The 20,378-nt window shown below is 32.1% G+C and carries 18 protein-coding genes; 14 read left to right on the top strand and 4 right to left on the bottom strand.

The genetic code is table 11. From position 1 onward, the window contains the following. Positions 1-14 precede the first annotated feature (14 nt). Entirely contained in the window at positions 15-971 is a 957-nt protein-coding gene (locus AAGD45_RS06965; RefSeq protein ID WP_341760848.1) for a transposase, read from the top strand. A gap of 262 nt (positions 972-1,233) precedes the next feature. After that, complete coding sequence (locus AAGD45_RS06960) at positions 1,234-2,772, top strand: NTP/NDP exchange transporter (RefSeq protein ID WP_341761193.1); 1,539 nt, start codon at positions 1,234-1,236, stop codon at positions 2,770-2,772. On the opposite strand, the gene ccmA is transcribed toward AAGD45_RS06960, so the two are convergent. Next, entirely contained in the window at positions 2,753-3,355 is a 603-nt protein-coding gene (ccmA, locus tag AAGD45_RS06955) for a heme ABC exporter ATP-binding protein CcmA (protein ID WP_341761192.1), read from the bottom strand. The genes AAGD45_RS06960 and ccmA overlap by 20 nt on opposite strands. 125 nt (positions 3,356-3,480) lie before the next feature. Here ccmA and acnA point away from each other — a divergent pair, with 125 nt between their 5' ends. From acnA to ruvC, 7 genes are all read left to right on the top strand, one after another. Further along, on the top strand, positions 3,481-6,138 hold the full coding sequence (gene acnA / locus AAGD45_RS06950; protein ID WP_341761191.1) for an aconitate hydratase AcnA: 2,658 nt from the start codon (positions 3,481-3,483) through the stop codon (positions 6,136-6,138). Between the two features lie 125 nt (positions 6,139-6,263). After that, positions 6,264-6,620: a hypothetical protein gene (locus AAGD45_RS06945; RefSeq protein WP_341761190.1), complete on the top strand. Its 357-nt coding sequence runs from the start codon at positions 6,264-6,266 to the stop codon at positions 6,618-6,620. Then, positions 6,617-7,450, top strand: a complete 834-nt coding sequence (gene queF / locus AAGD45_RS06940; RefSeq protein ID WP_410521088.1) for an NADPH-dependent 7-cyano-7-deazaguanine reductase QueF — start codon at positions 6,617-6,619, stop codon at positions 7,448-7,450. The genes AAGD45_RS06945 and queF overlap by 4 nt, the downstream gene beginning before the upstream one ends. A 212-nt stretch (positions 7,451-7,662) precedes the next feature. Further along, on the top strand, positions 7,663-8,061 hold the full coding sequence (locus tag AAGD45_RS06935) for a hypothetical protein (protein WP_341761188.1): 399 nt from the start codon (positions 7,663-7,665) through the stop codon (positions 8,059-8,061). A 49-nt stretch (positions 8,062-8,110) separates the two neighbouring features. After that, positions 8,111-8,770 carry an amino acid ABC transporter permease gene (locus AAGD45_RS06930; protein WP_341761187.1) on the top strand — a complete coding sequence of 220 codons (660 nt, stop codon included), beginning with the start codon at positions 8,111-8,113 and terminating at the stop codon, positions 8,768-8,770. Positions 8,771-8,784: 14 nt separating this feature from the next. Beyond that, the gene (locus AAGD45_RS06925) at positions 8,785-11,847 is read left to right on the top strand and encodes an efflux RND transporter permease subunit (protein WP_341761186.1); all 3,063 of its coding nucleotides are present in this window, start codon (positions 8,785-8,787) and stop codon (positions 11,845-11,847) included. Positions 11,848-11,885: 38 nt separating this feature from the next. Continuing rightward, positions 11,886-12,371, top strand: a complete 486-nt coding sequence (gene ruvC, locus AAGD45_RS06920; RefSeq protein WP_341761185.1) for a crossover junction endodeoxyribonuclease RuvC — start codon at positions 11,886-11,888, stop codon at positions 12,369-12,371. Here ruvC and AAGD45_RS06915 read toward each other — a convergent pair. Then, complete coding sequence (locus tag AAGD45_RS06915) at positions 12,366-12,881, bottom strand: hypothetical protein (protein ID WP_341761184.1); 516 nt, start codon at positions 12,879-12,881, stop codon at positions 12,366-12,368. The genes ruvC and AAGD45_RS06915 overlap by 6 nt on opposite strands. A 445-nt stretch (positions 12,882-13,326) precedes the next feature. Between AAGD45_RS06915 and AAGD45_RS06910 the strand changes: the two genes are divergently transcribed. Then, positions 13,327-13,602: an HU family DNA-binding protein gene (locus tag AAGD45_RS06910; protein ID WP_341761183.1), complete on the top strand. Its 276-nt coding sequence runs from the start codon at positions 13,327-13,329 to the stop codon at positions 13,600-13,602. Positions 13,603-13,795: 193 nt separating this feature from the next. After that, entirely contained in the window at positions 13,796-14,596 is an 801-nt protein-coding gene (locus AAGD45_RS06905; RefSeq protein WP_341761182.1) for a DNA polymerase III subunit delta', read from the top strand. Positions 14,597-14,703: 107 nt separating this feature from the next. Here the strand turns inward: AAGD45_RS06905 and AAGD45_RS06900 are convergent, their stop codons facing one another. Beyond that, positions 14,704-16,011 (bottom strand): type II restriction endonuclease, encoded by a 1,308-nt coding sequence (locus AAGD45_RS06900; RefSeq protein ID WP_341761181.1) that lies wholly within the window; start codon positions 16,009-16,011, stop codon positions 14,704-14,706. A gap of 15 nt (positions 16,012-16,026) precedes the next feature. Continuing rightward, a complete protein-coding gene (dcm, locus tag AAGD45_RS06895) occupies positions 16,027-17,028 on the bottom strand; it encodes a DNA (cytosine-5-)-methyltransferase (RefSeq protein WP_341761180.1) in 1,002 nt (333 codons plus the stop codon). 753 nt (positions 17,029-17,781) lie between these two features. Between dcm and AAGD45_RS06885 the strand changes: the two genes are divergently transcribed. Genes AAGD45_RS06885 through AAGD45_RS06875 form a run of 3 tightly spaced genes read left to right on the top strand, consistent with a single transcriptional unit; the run spans position 17,782 to position 20,267 of the window. Further along, positions 17,782-18,678, top strand: coding sequence for a DUF2608 domain-containing protein (locus AAGD45_RS06885; protein ID WP_341761179.1), 897 nt, complete (start codon positions 17,782-17,784; stop codon positions 18,676-18,678). Next, complete coding sequence (locus tag AAGD45_RS06880; RefSeq protein WP_341761178.1) at positions 18,662-19,495, top strand: DUF2608 domain-containing protein; 834 nt, start codon at positions 18,662-18,664, stop codon at positions 19,493-19,495. The genes AAGD45_RS06885 and AAGD45_RS06880 overlap by 17 nt, the downstream gene beginning before the upstream one ends. Before the next feature lie 10 nt (positions 19,496-19,505). Then, complete coding sequence (locus tag AAGD45_RS06875) at positions 19,506-20,267, top strand: 3'(2'),5'-bisphosphate nucleotidase CysQ (RefSeq protein WP_341761177.1); 762 nt, start codon at positions 19,506-19,508, stop codon at positions 20,265-20,267. The last annotated feature ends 111 nt before the right edge of the window (positions 20,268-20,378 follow it).

Below are 20,378 nucleotides of genomic sequence, written 5' to 3'. Positions count from 1 at the left end.
GTCTTCGAGGTATTATGCTATTATATAATAATTTTATCGGTCTTGATATAGGAAAATTCAATTTTGTTGTTGCTATTCATGGAAAAAAAGAAACTAAAGAATATAATAACAACTCTAATGGAATAGCTGATTTTATCAAGGATTACAAAAAAGAGATTAGTTCTGCATTGTGTGTTTTAGAAACTACTGGTGGATATGAAATGGAACTATTACTAACGCTTTGCAATCAGGGTTTTGCTGTACATAGAGCCAATACTCGTAAAGTTAAAAACTTTATTAGGTCTTTTGGTAATGCAGCTAAAACTGACAGTCTTGACGCTAAAGCTCTAGCACTTTATGGTTTTGAACGATCAGAAAGATTAGAGCTATTTAAAGTACAATCTAAGCAAGCTTTAAACTTGTATGAATTAGTAGGACGTAGGAACGATCTTAAACAAATGTTGATTGCAGAAAAAAATAGGTTTCAGTCCCCGAGAGCTGATTTAATCAAGTCTAGTTGTGTTAAAATGATCGAAGTACTAGAAGAACAAATTGCATCTATTACTAAAGAAATAGATGACTTAATAGCAAAAGATAAGCTCTTGCAAGCTAAGAAAGAGACTCTGCAAACTATTAGTGGTATAGGTGCAGTAGTATCTAATGAGCTTATAGCTTTGTTACCTGAACTTGGTACATTGAACCGCAAACAAATAGCATCATTAGTAGGTGTTGCACCAATATCTAATGATAGCGGTAGATATAGCGGATATAGACATACAGGTCATGGTCGAAATTTTGTTAGACCTATGTTGTTTGTAGCTGCTATGGCTGCTAGAAATTCTAACTCTGAACTGAAGGTATTTTATGAAAAATTGATCAATAGAGGAAAAAAGAAAATGGTGGCGATGGTAGCATTAATGCGTAAAATCATTGTGATTGCAAACGCTAAGTTACGTGATTTAACTAGCTCTGCACAAGCAATAAAAATTTAAACCAAATTTATTTAAATTTTTATTGCGAACATAGTTGATCCAGTAACATCATTTATCTATAGATTATTTCCTAGATTGCTTTGCTTACGCTCGCTAATAGACGCTGTGGTATAGATATTTGTAAACTTTCAACAGTTGTGGGTGTCATCCCTGCGAAGGCAGGTATCTAAAAAAAACTTGATTATCGAGTATTAAATTATAAAACCACTTGACATGGTTTTTCTTATAGTTTAGGTTGCTTGGAAATGAGCATGAGTACTAAATGGATGCAGTAAATTCTTCTTTCAATATGTGGAATAGGGCTAGAAATAGTAAATTTAGACACGTTGTTTGGCCTATTAGATCTAATGAGTTAGTAAAGTTTATACCTATGGCTTTACTAATGTTTTGTATTCTCCTTAACCAAAATCTAGTACGTAGTATCAAAGATAGCTTGGTAGTGACATTAATTAGCACAGAAGTTTTAAGCTTTATAAAACTTTGGGGTGAGATGCCTATGGGTGTCTTATTTGTCATTCTTTACTCCAAACTTTGTAATATTATGACAACTGAGCAAGTGTTTAGGATAGTAGTATCTTTTTTCTTGGGATTTTTCATATTATTTGCTTTTGTGTTGTTTCCATACCGGGAATATTTTCATCCAGATCCTGAAGTAATAGAATATTATGTTACCGTACTTCCACATTTAAAATGGTTTATCATCATTTGGGGAAAATGGAGTATTGTGTTATTTTATATAATGGGGGAGTTGTGGCCAGTAATTGTATTTACACTATTATACTGGCAACTTGCTAATAAGATTACCAGTATTGAAGAAGCTCCAAGATTTTATACGTTTTTTTCCTTATTTGGTCAAACTAACTTACTAATATCTGGCAGTATAATTATATATTTTGCCAAAGGTGAACATTTTTTGTTACCTCTATTTTCCCATCTTAACGACAAAACAGAAATTCTCCTTAAATCGTTTATGCTAATCATTATAATTTCCGGTCTAATTTGTTTAATCTTGCATAGATTTGTTGAATTGAAAATTATAGAAACTACTAAAAATATTAGATTCAAAAATAAAAGAACCGATATACTAAAACTAGGGTTACTTGAAAGCAGCAAAATAATTTTTACATCTAAATATTTAGGAATTATTTGTGTATTAATGATTTCATATTCCATGACAATCAACCTAATTGAAGGATTATGGATGTCTAAAACCAAGCAATTATACCCTAGTACCCAAGCATTTATATCTTACACTGGTGAGGTGTTTTTTTGGACGGGAGTACTTACTTTAATTTGTGCTTTTCTAGGTAGTAGTTTAGTTAGAAGCTGTGGTTGGTTTTGGGGAGCAGTGATCACCCCTATCGTAACACTGTTATCAGGTATGATGTTTTTTACCTTTGTTGTACTAGAAAAACCTTTGCTGGCAATTATGACCGGTCTTAGTTATCTTTCTCCATTAATGATCATTGTTTTTGTAGGTGGTTTGTGGCATGTTTTAGGGAAAAGCGTAAAATATTCATTGTTTGATTCTACTAAAGAAATGGTATATATACCTCTTGATAATGAAATGAAAACTAAGGGAAAGGCAGCAGTAGATGTACTTGGATACAAAGTAGGAAAATCTTCTGGAGCAATTATTCAATTTGTCTCTTTCAGTATTTTCCCAAATGCTGTACATAATGATCTTGCTGGTTTTCTTATGGCTGTTTTTCTTATTGTTTGTGTAGTTTGGATTTTGGTTGTAAAAGTCTTAAATCGATATTACAAAAACTTACTAAGGTCTAAGAATTATAATCCTTAAAATTGATTATTTGTGCTGTCTTAATATCTATATTAGAGTGGGAGGTAGCCACAATAACTCCACCGTTATTTGCTTTCGAAATAATCAAGTTATATAGTAATTCTTTGTTTTCTTGATCTAGGTTTGCTTCTACTTCATCTAATAGCCATAAATTTGATTGGCAAGCAATGAGTTTTGCTAAGGCAACTTTCTTTTGGTTACCAGCAGACAGCTTGTAACATTTCTCATGCAAAATATTATATAACTTGAAATAGTATATCGAAGATTCTAAAGCTTCAAGGGAATCATAAATTGTAGACCAAAATTTTAGATGCTCTAATACAGTTATTTGGGATTTTAATCCAAGATTATGTCCAATATAATTACAATAAGGTTTCTTTAAATATTTACAGTTCAATGATCTATACAAAACATTGCCACTTGTTGGATTTTGTATATTAGCTACAATTCTAAGTAGTGAGGTCTTCCCGCAACCATTTGCTCCCTGTAAATAAACTATAGAAGATGGTAAAAAAGTCATGCTAATATTAGTGAAGATAGTTTTTTCATCTATAATAAGAGTTAGTTGTTCAAATGACAGCATTTATACGATTCTAAGAAAGTTTTTATATAATTTACTTCAAATATTTATTTTTTCAAGTTAAGTTAAATGAAGGTCTTAGTGGTAGGTATTTTTAGTGTATACTTGAATTTTAAAAAATTGGAGAAATGGCAATGAATCCTGATTATCTTAAAGAAATATCTGTAGGAGATACTCTTTATAAAATTTTTGATATAAATAAAGCGGCAGATGATATTGGGTTTGAGTTAAAGCGTCTACCTTATAGTTTAAGGATATTATTTGAAAATGTCCTTCGTCTAACTGGTAGTAAAGAAAACTTGTTACTATTTAAAGAATGGCTTAAGGCTAGAAAATCCAACGCTGAAATACCGTTTATGCCGGCTAGGGTGCTAATGCAGGATTTTACCGGAGTTCCTGCTATTGTTGATTTGGCTGCTATGCGTGATGCTATAAAAAAACTAGGGGGTAATCCATTAAAGATTAATCCTCTGATCCCAGTTGACCTTGTCATAGATCATTCTGTACAAGTTGATTATTATGGAACAAGTGATGCGTTTGCTAAGAATGTCAAAATGGAAGTAGCACGCAATCTAGAGCGTTATGAATTTTTGAAATGGGGGCAAGAAGCATTTGATAATTTTAGAGTAGTACCTCCAGGAACAGGAATCTGTCATCAAGTTAATTTGGAATATTTAGCCAATGTTGTGTGGAGCAAACAACAAAATGGTGTAACTTTCGCTTATCCTGATACATTAGTTGGCACAGATAGTCATACTACGATGATTAATGGTTTAGCAGTTCTTGGTTGGGGAGTTGGGGGAATTGAAGCTGAGGCAGCCATGCTCGGTCAACCTTTATCAATGATTTTACCAGAGGTAATTGGCTTTAAGTTAAGTGGTTCTTTAAATGGTATGATTACTGCTACAGATTTGGTGCTAACAGTTACCCAAATGCTCAGAAAAAGCAATGTAGTAGGCAAATTTGTTGAATTTTATGGAGATGGGTTAGAATCACTTAGCTTGGCAGATAGGGCGACTATATCAAATATGGCTCCTGAGTATGGTGCTACTTGTGGGTTCTTCCCAATTGATAATGAGACTATAAAATACCTTGATTTTACAGCTAGAGATCAAAATAGAATAAAGCTAGTAGAGCAATATGCCAAGCTACAGTCATTATGGTTTGATCCAATAATTACTCCAGAATATACTGATATATTAGAGTTGGATTTATCTACTTTACAATCTTCCCTAGCTGGTCCAAGACGTCCACAAGATAGGGTTAACCTAAAAAATGCTGCTAGTAATTTTAAAACTGAACTACCTTCTCTAACTAGAGGTGATGTTGATATTGATAAAAAGTACCCTGTTGATGAGCAATATAGTATAGGGCATGGTGATGTAGTAATAGCTGCAATCACAAGCTGTACCAATACTTCGAATCCTACTGTGATGATCGGGGCAGGCTTGCTTGCTAAGAAAGCAGTAGAACTTGGACTTATTAAAAAACCATGGGTTAAAACTTCGTTAGCCCCTGGTTCAAAAGTAGTAACAGAATATCTGAAAAAAAGTGGACTTGACCAGTACCTAAATCATTTAGGTTTTAATCTTGTCGGCTATGGTTGTACTACTTGTATAGGTAATTCTGGTCCGCTTATGCAGGAAATAGAAGAGACTATTGCCGGGAACAATCTTGTTGTTGCTTCGGTGTTATCTGGTAACAGGAATTTTGAGGGAAGGATACACCCTTTGACAATAGCTAGTTATTTGGCTTCTCCTCCCTTAGTCGTTGCTTATGCCCTAGCAGGTACTATGAACATTGATCTTGAAACTGACGTGATAGGTAAAGGTCATAATGGTAAGGATATATATCTTAAGGATATTTGGTCAACCCACCAAGAGATAAAGGAATTAATAGATCAATCTATTAACTCTAAAATGTTCAAAGACAAATATAGTGAAGTATTTTTAGGTGATAAAGAGTGGCAAGATATTAAGGTAACTAAAACCGATACTTATAATTGGAGTAAAGATAGTACTTATATCAACAATCCTCCTTATTTTGAAGGTATTGAACATATATCTAGTAGCTTGCACGATATAGAATCTGCTAGAATATTAGCTATTTTTGGCAATTCTATTACGACTGATCATATATCTCCAGCCGGTAATATTAGTAAAACAAGTCCTGCCGCTAAGTATTTAACTGAGCATGGCATTCTACCTCTCGATTTTAACTCTTATGGATCACGGCGTGGCAATCATGAAGTAATGATGCGAGGCACTTTTGCCAATAATAGGATAAAAAACGCCATGTGTCCCGGAATTGAAGGAGGGGTAACTATAAACCAACTAGGTAATCAAGAGAGTATCTATGATGCTGCAATGGATTATAAAGCTCATTCTGTGCCTTTAGTAATTTTTGCAGGTAAAGAATATGGCTCTGGTTCATCAAGAGACTGGGCAGCAAAAGGTACTAGTTTACTCGGAGTAAAAGCAGTAATTGCTGAAAGTTTTGAAAGAATTCATAGGTCAAACTTAGTGGGTATGGGTGTTTTACCGCTTGCTCTTGCTTCTTCTACTGTAAATGACTTAAAACTTGATGGTTCTGAGTATGTCACCATTACCGGCTTGAGTAATGAAATAATGCCTTATGAGCAACTTAATTGTATCATAAAGAGAAAAAGTGGTATAGTTGAGACTATCAAAGTAATATTACAAGTTTTTACAGATAATGAGATAGATTATATAAAACATGGTAGTATAATGCACTTAGTGGTTAAGAATTTTAATAGACTTACCTAGTTGTCATTGCGAGGAGTCACTTTAGTGGCGACAAAGCAATCCATAAAAGTGATTAGAAATGGATTGCCACGACCACTGCGTGGTCTCGCAATGACCTTAGACACGCTAATTTTAAAGAGATGAACATGGATAAGGAGATTAAGAAATACATAAATGCAGGGAAAACAAACCTTATAGTAATTTATATATTATTTCTGTGCGGAGTAGTTGCACCATTATTACCTATTATTGGAGCAGTTTTTGCATATATTAATAAGGATATTAAAGATAGGTTTTTAGCTAGCCATTACACTTTTATATTACGTACTTTTTGCATAGGATTTATTGGTATTATAATATCTATGATAACCACTATAATACTAATTGGTCCGGTGTTATACGCATGCTTGTTCGTTTGGTTTATATTAAGAATCGCTATAGGCCTCAAATATTTGTTGAATGATACAGAACACCCAAACTATATGACTTACTGGATAAAATAATGTTTATTGAAACCGTACTTGGAAAGCAAACTAAATATGCAGATTTGTATGACAATAGTTTACTGTACCCAATCAGTCGTGAATTTGCAAGAAGTCAACTACAGATAGTAGGCTGTTTGCCTTTCTATGGATTTGACATTTGGAATTGTTATGAAGTTTCTTGGCTAAGCCAAAGTGGTAAACCTGAAGTAAAAATATTGGAGTTCATGGTAAGTTGTGATTCGCCTAATATTATAGAATCAAAATCACTAAAGCTTTATTTAAATTCTTTTAATAATACTAAGTTTGACAGTGGGGATCAAGTAAAGGAATTAATTGTCAAGGACTTAAGTTTGATATTTCAAGCACCTGTAACTGTTTTTATAAAAGATTTAGAATCATATGAGGGAACAAAGCTGCAGTCCTTTTCAGGCATAAATTTGGATAGGCTGGAGGTGACAATTACTGGTTTTGAGACTAGTCAAAATTTGCCAAAATTGTCTGAAGACGATATGCAAGTAGTAAATGAAGTACTATATTCTAACTTGCTAAAATCGAATTGTTTAGTTACTAACCAGCCAGATTGGGCATCAGTGCAAATTAGTTATAGAGGCAAAAAAATTGACCATAGTTCTTTGTTAAAATATTTGGTATCATTTCGTAATCATAATGAGTTTCATGAACAATGCGTTGAGCGTATTTTTTGTGATATTAATAAGTTTTGTACTCCCGATCAATTAACTGTTTATGCGAGATATACAAGACGTGGTGGCATAGATATTAACCCTATACGCTCCAATTGCAACCTAGAGGTTACAAAACTTAGTAATATAAGACATATTCGTCAATAATAATGCTTAGTGGTAGTATCAATTTAGAGTATATTTATATTAAACTCGATAATCAAGTTTTTTAGAATTATTAAAAAATACGTCATTGCGAGGAGACCGTAGGTCGACGAAGTAATCCATATGACAAGCTTCATGGATTGCCACGCTCACATACGTTCGCTCGCAAGGACGGTTAAGGAAAAGCTTGATTATCGAGTTAAAGTGGAGAAAATATGGGCAAAAATAAGTTAAACTCGAATAAGAAACTACCTCCGGGTGTTCAATTAAAGGACAATTCAGATAGTTCTGAAATGAAATCTGAAACAATAGACAATTTGGTTAGTCAATTATCGAGATTATCAAAAGAGTATACTGATATAGTAAATTCTGCAATTTCTAAAAACTTAGCAGTTGTTAATAATCGTATTAGAATAACCGAAGATATATTTAGTCAACTCTTATCATCGATGAGTAAAGGAATGCAGGATAATGTTGTACTTACTAAAGATTTGTTGAAATGTAATGGGTTACTAGATTTAGCTTTGTTACAGCGGAAAATGTTTGAAATATATTGTACTAATATGATGAATTCTTCCATTGAGGTTGCTCGTAATATACGAAAATTTGAATAGGTAGTAAGTTTGGCACAATTCCAAAATTGAGGTTATTTAAGAGTGTTAGATGTTTGAGCAATTACTTGATTTTTCTTCTATATATTTTATTATGCAAGGGATGGTAGTAACACTGAAATACAGTATAGTTTCAGTGTTATTAGGGTTGATTATTGGTATCTTACTAGCAATTTGTAAGGTAAGTAAAAGTTGTGCGTTAAGACTGTTTGCTAATTTCTATACATCTATTTTTCGTGGTACTCCGTTACTTATACAACTTAGCATAATTTATTTTGGTTTACCTAGTGTAATTGATATTAAGCTTGGTGTCTTCGTTGCTGGTAGCATAGCTTTCTCATTAAACTCCGGGGCATATGTTTCGGAAATAATTAGAGCTGGAATTAATAGTGTTGATAAAGGACAGATTGAGGCAGCTAAAGCATTAGCTATACCCGAGAGATTAATGATGAAAGATATTATCTTGCCTCAAGCCATAAGAAATATCTTACCTTCACTGGTTAATGAGCTTATTAATTTAATCAAAGAATCATCGATTATATCAATGATCGGTGAAATGGATTTAATGCGTAGAGCTCAATTAGTATCGCTTGAAAGTTATACTTATTTTACCCCTATGTTAATAGCAGGACTTTGTTACTATGTTATGGTAATAATTATCAGTAAATTAGCTAAAATTATTGAGAAAAGACTAGTAATTGGAGCTGAGTAGGATTTATTGATAATATGTACTTAAGTGAAATATGTATAAAACGTCCGGTATTTGCAACAGTGTTGAGTCTAGTGGTTGTTATTTTAGGGGCGGTATTTTTTACTAAACTACAAATTAGGGGTATTCCCGATATTTCTTTTCCTGTAATAACAGTATATGCAAATTACCCTGGGGCAGATGCTCTTTATATGGAGAAAGAGATAACAACTCGTATTGAGAAAGCACTAAAAACTGTCAAGAACCTTGATACTATCACTTCACAAAGTACTACAAGTAGCAGTTATATAGTTTTAAGATTTCTATCATCGGTTGATATAGAAACAGCCTTAAACGATGTTCGGTCTAAAATCTCTGATATAAGTTACATATTTCCCCAAGGTATGAGTATGCCTTATGTTGCTAAGATGGATGCAGATAATTTCCCTAGTTTGTATTTAAGTATCAGTAGTGATGTATATGATGATTTACAATTAACCCAAATTGTTCAAGATAGCGTAAAAACCATTTTAGAAAAACTTGAAACAATAGGTCAGGTTGAGATATATGGTGCGAAAGATTACTCTATGCGTATAGAACCAGACCCGGTAAAATTATATCAGCATAAAATGTCAGTGTTAGAAATTGAGAGTGCTGTAAAAAAACAAAATATCTATTATCCAGCAGGAACTATTAAAACAGCTGCACGTGATTTTACTGTAAGATTAGATGGCTCTTTAAGTAAACCGGAAGAGTTTGAAAAAATTATACTAAAAGTGAAAGATGCTAATATATTAAAGTTACGAGATATTGCTAAAATATATTTAGCCCCTCCAGATACTGAGGTAATTTTTAGATATAACGGAAAAAACTCGATAGCACTTGGTCTTATAAAACAATCGAAGGCAAACATACTTGATTTATCCAAAGAGGTTAGATCTTCACTAGATAAAATAAAAAAAAATCTACCTAAAGTTATAACAATTGATATAGCCCATGATTCATCAATTCCAGTTAGGGCTTCAATCAGATCAGTATTCTTCACTATCATGGAAGCACTAGTTTTGGTTATGGTAGTAATATACCTGTTCTTGGCATCAGTAAAAATCACCCTCATACCATTTGTAACTGTTCCGATATCATTAATTGGTACGTTTATTGTTATGTATTATTTAGGATTTTCTATCAATATATTTACCCTTTTAGCAATGATATTAGCTATTGGTTTGGTAGTAGATGATGCAATAGTAATGTTAGAAAACATTTTTAGGTACAATGAAATGGGGCATTCTCCTATAGAAGCTGCCTTTCTTGCATCTAAGGAAATTGGTTTTGCCATTGTAGCGATGACTATAACACTTGTTTCAGTATTCTTACCAATAGGTTTTATAGATGGATTTATTGGTAAGATATTCATTGAATTTGCTTGGACCTTAGCATTCTGCGTTTTATTTTCCGGTTTTGTGGCGATTACTTTAACGCCAATGATGGCAAGTCGAATGATTAACAAAAATGTTCAACCTCCTTTAAGGTTTTTAGTTAAATTTGATCAGTTCATTAAATTAGTACAAAGCAAGTATTTGTACTATTTAGATATTGCTCTTGATCATAAAAAGAAATTCTCACTTATTATTGCACTATCTTTAGTTGTACTAGTTGTTAGTTTTATTTTTGTCAAAAAAGTTTTTATTCCTCAGGAAGATGATGGTTTCTTAGAAGTTTTCTTCTCTGGTCCTCAAGGTTCTAGTATTAAACAATCAGAAAAAACAGTGGTGGAAGCTGAGAAAATACTTAGTCCTCATAAAGATATAGCAGGTTATTTGACCGTAGTTGGTGGTGGAGGACATAGTAACAGTGCTTTTGCCTTCGTATCTCTTAAAGATTGGAAGGAAAGGTTAATGTCACAAGAAGCTATAAAAAATATGCTTAATAAGCAATTTCAACAAATAGCGGGAATGTCGATTTTTGCTCAAAATCCACGTTCGTTGGTTAGTGGTGATGCTAGAAATGCTGTCGAATTTACTTTACAGACCTCACTTGAATATGACGAGTTAGATCAAATATCACAGAAATTTGTTAATAGAATGAAGAAATATCCAGTTTTTATCAATGTGGGTAGTGATTTAAATTCTTCTATGCCGACAATTGACGTAATTGTTAACCGAGATAAAGCTTATCTGCTTGGTGTGAGTTTAGAAAATATAGGAATAACATTGCAATATTTGCTGGCAGGAAGAAAAATTGGTGATTTCAGAATGGGCAATAATCTGTATGATATAACTATGCAATATAACCTAAAATACCGTAATAGTACCGATCATTTTAGTAAGATACTGATACCAACCAATAAACCAACTAATAATTTGCTGCCATTAAGTGTAGTTGCTAATATGGTTGAGAAAGTGTCTATTGAGTCTTATAACCACTATAATAATTCTAGATCTGTAACGATTTCGTCAGGTTTAGCTCCAAAGCAAAAAATTACCGATGCCATAAATTCGATAAATACTATAGCTGATGAATTATTGGATAGTAGCACAACTACATTAGAATATATTGGAGAGATTAAAAGAATGACAGAATCACAAAGTAATCTTATTGTTACTTTCTTATTTGCTTTGTTGTTTATTTATTTAGTGCTTTCGGCTCAATTTGAAAGTTTTACTGATCCTATATTAATACTTATTGCTGTACCATTCTCAATTACTGGAGGGGTATTAATGCTCTTAATATGTGGTAATACGCTTAATATGTATAGTAATATTGGTTTGATCACTTTAATTGGTTTGATAACAAAAAATTCTATTATGATAGTAGAATTTGCTAATAACTTAAGAGACCAAGGACTAACTGTTAGAGAAGCTGTAACTAGGGCCTCTAGCTTAAGACTTAGACCTATTCTAATGACTACTCTAGCAACTATTTTTGGGGCAATGTCATTAGTGATTAGTTCTGGAGCAGGAGCAGCCGCTCAAAATTCTATTGGTTTGGTAATAGTTGGTGGAATGAGTATAGGAACTCTTTTCACTATATTCGTTATTCCAGTTTTATATCAAAGTTTTAAAAGGGAATATATTCAAATAAATGAATTGAAGAATTAGATAATTTTTTACAAAAATCTATTAGTGGGGGAATAATTTTGATTATACTAGGAATTGACCCATCTTTAGCTGGTATGGGATGGGGGGTAATTGATACCAAGCCTCTGAAATATTTAGATAGTGGGGTCATAAAGACTAAATCAAGCGAAGCAATGCATAAAAGGTTAGCTTTCATTAGCTCGTCCTTGCAAAAGATAATAGTACAATATAAACCTGCTATTGTTGCTATGGAGGAGACATTTGTTAATATAAATAATGTTTCATCTTTAAAATTGGGATATGCTAGAGGAGCAGTCATGTCACTTATAGGAGGATATGATATTGCTTTTCAAGAATTTAAACCTAATGTTATCAAAAAATCTGTAGTGGGTTATGGTCATGCTGAAAAAAATCAGGTTCTGCAAATGATTAAACTTTTACTACCAGGAGCAATTGCAATCAGTAACTTTGATGAAGCAGATGCCCTTGCAGTGGCTTATGTTTGTTGGGCTTATACTTCAAAACCTCCCATAATTGAATTATAGCAATTCTTTACCTTTTGCTTTTTTTACTTTTTCTTCTTCTTTTTGCTTACCTTTAAATTTTGTTAGAAACTCATCTGTTATGTATATAAGACTCATACTAAAGCTAAGGAATGGAGCATCTAATATAATAGTACAACTACCATCGGCAAATCTAATCTCCTTATTACCTAAATTAGGGTTTTGGCTATGGGTGAGTTTGTATTTTTCTGAAAGTAACTCATAAAACTCTGTAAATTTATCGTTATTTATCATTAAGATGATTGCTTGGATAATATTATCATCATTACATATTACTAATAACTCAGTCAGCCCTTCTAATTTGACATCTCTAACATTAACATAATAATTATATCCATCCCAATGATTCCTCTCTTTTTTGGTAATCTGATATACTTGCTCTACATCTGCTATACTTGCTTTATTTAATTCAAAACCCAATGGAGCTGGATTAGCACTAGTATTTAAACTAAAAATTGAAATAAATAATATGTAGAATAGTCTAGTGATCATAAAAGTTACCTTTTTATATATTAAATAAGAAAATTATAATATATAAATTATCATGATTTTTAACTAATTATTTCATTTAAGCAAAAATAATATACTATCCTCCTAACTACAGGATAAGAAACTAACTTGATGTAAAATAGATACAATTTTATTGAAATTAGATTATAAAATAATATATTCAAAAGTTCTAAAGAAGTCTCAGTTGCAGTCAATTTAGTGTTTGCTATAATCTAGCCAACGAGATATAACAAATCTTGCTGGTATGTTAGTATATACTCGAATGCTTTGAAGAATTGTTTTTTAAAATATCAAGGACAAACGTAACAACGTACCTTATGTACGCCCCGCTTGTTCTTCATTTTTAAATCCCATTCTCTAAATCATTTGAGTATACTAAATACATTAATGTCTGAAATGTTAACAATTTATTTGGAGAGTTGATCATATGAATAAAGGAGAATTAGTAGCATTAATGGCTGAAGCAGGTCATTCAAAAAGTGATGCAGAAAAAGCCCTTACTTGGGTTGTAGATAGTGTACTTAAAGCACTTAGTCGTGGTGAGGACGTTAACCTAGTGGGGTTTGGTTCTTTCCATATACAAAGTAGAGCTGCACGTGAAGGTCGTAATCCAAAAACTGGTGAGAAAATGCATATTGCTGCCTATAAACAACCAGTCTTTAGAGCCGGTAAGAAAATGAAGGAAGCCTGTAATAATAAGTAACCTGAGTTCAATACAACAAAACTAGTGTCATCCCTGCCTACGTAGGGGTTGACATTGCTTTTGCCATACAAGTATCATTACTTACGTTGGCATTTCTAACCCATGTTAGGGATAAGAGTTAGTTAATTCTTATCCCGAGTTCGCGTATGTTGGCAAAGCCTAGAAACCTATTTTTTATTATGCCATTAGTAGAATGATCAAAGAATATCTTGAATGTAGATTCAAACAGGCTAGGCTTTATAATAGTTGGCTGATTGATGTTGATGATACCGCAAAAGCTTTAGAAGATTTGCTTATATTTATAGAAAGCAGTTTGATTGTAGATAAAATTCAATTAACAAATCATCCGGATTATCGGTTAGTAGCTAGGGATAATTCTGTGACGAGCAGTGTCAAAGACATATCTATTGACCAAATTAGAGATTTACAGCAATTTTTTTATAGAACATCATCAATCTCTAAATATAGAGTAGCTGTTATTTATCAAGCAGATCTAATGAATCTCAATGCAGCAAATTCCTGTCTTAAACTTTTAGAAGATACGCCAAAGGATAGTTTTATTTTCTTGATTACCTCAAGGGCTGCCGGAATAATAAGTACTATAAGATCTAGATGTGCTAAAATTAACATAAAATCACAAAATCGCTTAGTGGGAAGTGATATATATGTTAAAATTACGACGTATATTGCTAACTATGCAAATCCTAAAGTGAGGTTAGATCTTATCGAAGAGTTTACCAGTAAAAACAAGGAATTATGGGGAGATTTTGCTTGTAGCATGCTATATCTAGTTAATAGAATTACTAAAAAATCTCTCAATATCAATATTGAATTCAATGAATTAGAGAATAAAATATTTAATCAATTGCGTTCTAATTCCCCTGATTATTTGATAACAAAATTTGCAAATATCAAGCGAATAATAAATAACACCATAGATTATGACCTAGATCTAAGGGCTAATACTATAGCATTAATAGAAGAGTTATGGTAATTTTGTGAAGGAGGTCTTGACTATCATGAAGATTGCCACAGCACCTAACGGCATTTCGCTAATAGGCGATTTTTTAACTTTCAACAGTTAAGGGGTTGACATCACCCTTAATGGCGATGATTACTTGAGCCTACTATTAATTTATTACATCGATACTTGAGATTAATATATTTATTTTGTCTTGTTTTAACAAGTAGTAGGAAATCTTTTAAATTTATAATATCTTGTTGTTGATTTATCGTATAAGTTGCCTTTATTTCATTCGGTAAAACTAACGTTAAATCATTTGACTTCATTTCTTGAGTTTGATTTTCTGAAATACTTGGCTCTAAAGTAAATAAATGCTTCTTCTTGATTCGTTTTGCTTCAGACAAGATTTGCCTCCATCTATCTTTACAAGTTGTTTTACTTGCCAGCATTGATAAACCAGTATCTGCAAAATGTATATCATGATATTTGGCAATATTTGGAAAAATAAAATCTGGTTTTGACTTATTTTCTGTTATTCCGCTGTGTGTATACATCACCTTGTTTGCATTAAAAATAAAAGATAAATGATTCTCAAGAGCTTTACCAGCACGAGATTTTCTTGCATTTTGTATAGATAATGAAAATTGTAAGAAGCTGTCAACATCAACATTGTTATTTTCAATAAAGCCATTTTGTAATTTATGAACTATCTTGATCCTCTCAAGAGTTTTGTATAGAACCTCTTCCTTTTCAAATAATCTCACAATTGCAACATCCGGCTCTTCAATTGGGTCAATTTCTTTTTGCATTAACTCTAGTGTGAATTGCGAAAGTTCACTCGTACTTGGTATTTTATTGTCAAATCTTTTCTGCATTATCTCTAAGTAATTTTCATTCAATTCTTGGACTTTTATGCCTAAAATATCCAAAATAAATCGTGATGCAAAGGTAACTTTATTATTTGTATTTTGAATTTTCTTAATCTGAAATTTATTATTATCTTCTATTTTTTCAACTCCAAAGAGCCACATAATTTGTTTTTCTGCAGTGCTGTTATGCTGTGCTATAATTACATGAAATACATCATTTTTTCTTGCAATAGCCAAGAAATCACCTTTCTTCATTCGTTTTGTAGCATCATTTGTTTGGTAATATAGTCGATACTCACTCCTCCCAGTTTTATCATGACTCTTTGCTCTAGCATCGTACCAAGTCAGGAAAGCATCTTGCAAGATATTTTGTGATTCATCTTCGTTTAAGTAAATAAAAATAGAGTATATTTGCTTCTTTTCGAGTGTATTATTATTGCACAAACGAAACAGTTCTTTTAATGCATGGTCACCATTAAATTCATGTTGATTAGAACCGAGTATCGTATCAACTTTACTTAATGTTTTAAATGCTACTATTTCAAAATAGTCTGATAATAATCCAGAATATAGCACGTTAGTTCTCATGAATTATAGAAATTTTGTTATATATTCTGCAACTTCCTTAACAACTGGAATTACCACAGAATTACCAAACTGTTTGTATGCTTGCGTGTCACTAACAACAATTTTAAAATCATCCGGAAACCCCATCAATCTTGCACATTCCCTAGGAGTTAATCTTCTAGGATTTGAGTTTTCTTGATGTATTAATATTTCAGCCCCATCTTTATAATATCTTGCTGACAGAGTTCTGCTAATGTCATCATCCATGCAAAGACTAAAACCAAAACCATTGCCCTTTGCACGGTGTTTCTTTGCGTAATCTTGTAGATATTGCCACAGTTTGTCCGTAAGGGTATATTTCTTATTAATTTTACCATTTTTTTCGACATAGCCATTAGTAATGTCATCTTTATTTGAATTATTTTGGCAATGAAATATTGTTTTAATTATATGTTTTGTATTGGGCAAATCTATTTTATGTAAATTTATTTTTGCATCTATCCTATTTGCTACTATAAAAAGCCTTTCCCTGTGCTGTGGTACGTAATATCGTGCATCAATAACCCTTTCAGAAACAGTATAACCTAAATCTCTGAGTGTTTTTTTAATAATTGCAAATGTCTTACCTTTATCGTGTGATAATAAATTTTTTACATTCTCTAAAAAGACGATTTTTGGTTTATGGTAGCTGATAATTCTTGTAACATCAAAGAAGAGAGTTCCCTGAGTATTGCATAAAAACCCGTGTGGAATTCCTAAAGAGCAACGCTTTGAAACCCCAGCTATACTAAATGGTTGACACGGGAATCCTGCACATAAAATATCGTGAGGGGGTACATTTTGTTCGTGTACTTGTGTTATATCACCATCAATTTTATGATCACAGCTAAAATTAGCTCTATATGTTTTTAATGCCGATGTATCAATCTCGCTAGTGTAAACGCAGTTACCACCAACAGACTCAAATGATCTTCTTACACCACCAATTCCAGCGAATAAGTCAATAAAAGTAAAGTTATTATACATAAACCTCATTATAATGCAATTAACCACAATATTACAAATATATTCAATAGATATCTTTCGAAATTCTACTTCTGCTGGTAATTTATTCGTGCTACCGGTACTCTGCTTCTCACGTACATCATAGTCCGCTGCGGGTCGAGGTTTTGTGGTTTCTTTAAATTCCTCAGCATAAGCAAGTTTGCCAAAGATATCTATTATTCATAGATATATCAAGCGTATTTTTTGAAACATCTATTCCCATAAATATCTTGCTTTTTTCAGTCATTTGCTTTACCTATAATTAGTGGTTGTTTTGCAAAGTTTTGATACATGATTATAAATTCGATCTCTAAAGGATTCTGCTACCGTTCGTATACTCAAATGATTTGGAGAATGGGGACAACAAACAAGGGGTGAGCGGACTAGGCGTACATGAAGTACGTGAGTACGCGAATACCCCGCAAGTATTTGCGAAACCAATTCTTCAAAGTAGAAGAGTATATCATATTTTGTGATTCAAGGGAGGAGGCCATCAATATCCCTTCGGTCTTTAAAGACCTATCTAATTTAAACGGTGTCACTCCTTCCTGACCATATTAACTCCATAAAGAGCTAATATTCAAGATACAATCCAAAAAATAACCTGCAAAGGTCGTTAGATAATATGGATTCCTCTACCTACGCGGGAATGACATTGAGTTAGATGACCTGCGTATGACATAAAAGATGTAGGACAACTACTTTTGTTATAAACAAAAAATAAGAGCAATTTCTATGCTAATTAGAAGAATTACATTTAAAACATATAAACTCATCTCTTACATAATATTACTATTACCTTTAATAGCAAATAGCAAGATTGTTGATACTAATAGTTTAGACCAAATAAATAAGGACTATGAAGAATTATGCAATAATTATTCCCCTAAAGATATCTTAATGGTTTTGGGTAGAGAAAAAGTTATATTCAAATCATTCTTCCCCCCAATTATCCAATTGAATAAAAATGAATTATCTAAGCTACAGGAAATATTCAAATCAGTTAAACCCTCAAAGGATACTTATTTTGATACAATACTGCTTACAGAATACAAAAATGAGTTATTAGATGTCAATTTGCCTAATTTTATAAAAAATATAATGGATAAAGGTAGTCCAGTAATTGTGAGTGATCATGGTTTAACTGGTAACTTTAACAATATAAAGAAACTAGAAATATGGGAAGCTGAGTATTTAAAGAAATTTAATATTGATTTGTCCAATAGTTTCCCACAACATAATTATCTTATTTTTAATAATATGAAGCCTTTTGATAATACTTATCCAACATTTTATCAGGGTATATTGAGTAGTAATAATAATGCCTCATTTCAGTTGATATTAAATTTTTTAATAGAAGTGAAGTTTATGCCAAAAGTTTTAATAATGGTCGATGGGAATTCCAGTGAGTTGACTGCAATGGAAAGTCAACTAAGAAATTATGACGATAATGTGATGTTTATTGGCTATAATTATAAATTATCTGACCAAAAAGAATCAATATTCAATTCTCGTGATTTAAAAAAATCACTTAATGAATTGGTTAATAAGGTAAATGCAGTAAAGAGAAGCAATGACAAAATCAAAGTTAAGAATCAAGAGAGTGTAAATCCATATGATAATAAAAAATAACTTTTTATTAAAATTATTGTTAATTTTTATCATGTTACCATATACAAGTTATGCAATAATTATTCCCACTTATTCTATAGATTCTGTTACGGTAAAAAATTTACTTGAAAAAATTGATGCATCTAGCTTAGTGCTAATCAATATTGATGATACAATAGTTACGCCTAAGTCTAAGATGTTTCGTTATGCTAATCCTTATAGAGGGTTTGTTGAAGAGCTGGCAAGTTTGGCAAAATATCATCCTAATATGGATGAGATAATTGCTAAGTTGCTATTGCAAAGACAAGTTATGTTAGTAGAAGCTAGTTGGCCAAAATTTATCGATAAACTAAAAAGTTCAGGGGCTTTGGTTTTTGGGTTTACTAAAATTAACCCAGCATGTAGACTAATTAAAAATTATGAGGAATGGCAATATGAGCAGCTAACTAGACTCGGTATTAAATTTACTGATAAAGTTAATAATAAAGAAATATTAAAATTTGATGAAACTGATAAAAGATCACCAATTTTTCATAAGGGTATAATATTTACCGACTATCTAAATAAAGCTCAGGCATTACGTGAGTTTATGAGTATCACAAATATTTTACCTAATAACATTATTCTCTTTGAGAATAAAAAAAGTGAATTAGATAACATAGATAATTTTTTAAGAACAATTGATCTAGATTGTTATGGGGTAGAATATTTAGCCGTTACAGAATTACAAGGTACTCCACAGGAGGATATAGTGAAATTTCAACAGGAAATATTATTAAAAACAGGAAAGTGGTTAGAAGATGATGAGGCTAAACAATTTATAACAAATAGCAAATAATGAATAATAAATGATGCTTAATTTAATTAAGTCTTTAAAAAGTTTAATTACTGAAGCTGGTGGGATTGCTCTAATTAGAAGAGATTTAGGGTTAATAGTTTCTTATAAAGATGATAATTCTCCCGTGACAAATGCTGATAAGGAAATTAGTAGCTTTATATATGATGGTTTAAAGGACCTAGCACCTAATATTCCTGTAGTTTGTGAAGAAAGAGATATAATTGCTTTGAATAGCAATCAATTTTGGTTGATTGATCCGATTGATGGTACAAAAAGTTATATCAAAGGTGAGGATACGTATACAGTAAATATTGCATTGATAAAAAATGGTATGCCTATTATTGGTTTTATCTATCAACCATCCGTGCAAAAATTACATTATACAGATGCTAATAATGCTTTAAGAATTGAACAAAATGGCGTAGAAACGAGCTTTGATGCCCTACCTAAAACTCATTATAGGGCTGTTGTTAGCTCACGTTCGTCAAATTCAGATATCAAGAAATTCCTAAAGAAACATCTAATTACTGAAATAGTTACTATACCAAGTTCAATTAAATTATGTTTGGTAGCAGAAGGGAAGGCGGATATTTATCCCAAGTTTGGTCCAACTATGGAATGGGATATTGCAGCGGGACATGCGTTAATTAAAGCTAGTGGTGGAAATATTGTGGATATAGATGGAAATGAATTAGTTTATCAAAAGAAGAACTTCCAAAATCCTCATTTCTATGCTTATAGTCGATATTTCCCTATCTTTACTTCGTTTTGATATTGATTTATAACCTCAAATATTGATATAATAAATTAATAGTAGACTCAAGTAATCATCGCCATTAGGGGTGATGTTACCCCTACGTAGGCAGGGGGCTAAAATAACTCA

Source organism: Candidatus Tisiphia endosymbiont of Thecophora atra (assembly GCF_964026395.1).
Lineage (GTDB): Bacteria > Pseudomonadota > Alphaproteobacteria > Rickettsiales > Rickettsiaceae > Tisiphia.
This window is presented reverse-complemented; position numbering and strand designations above follow the sequence as displayed.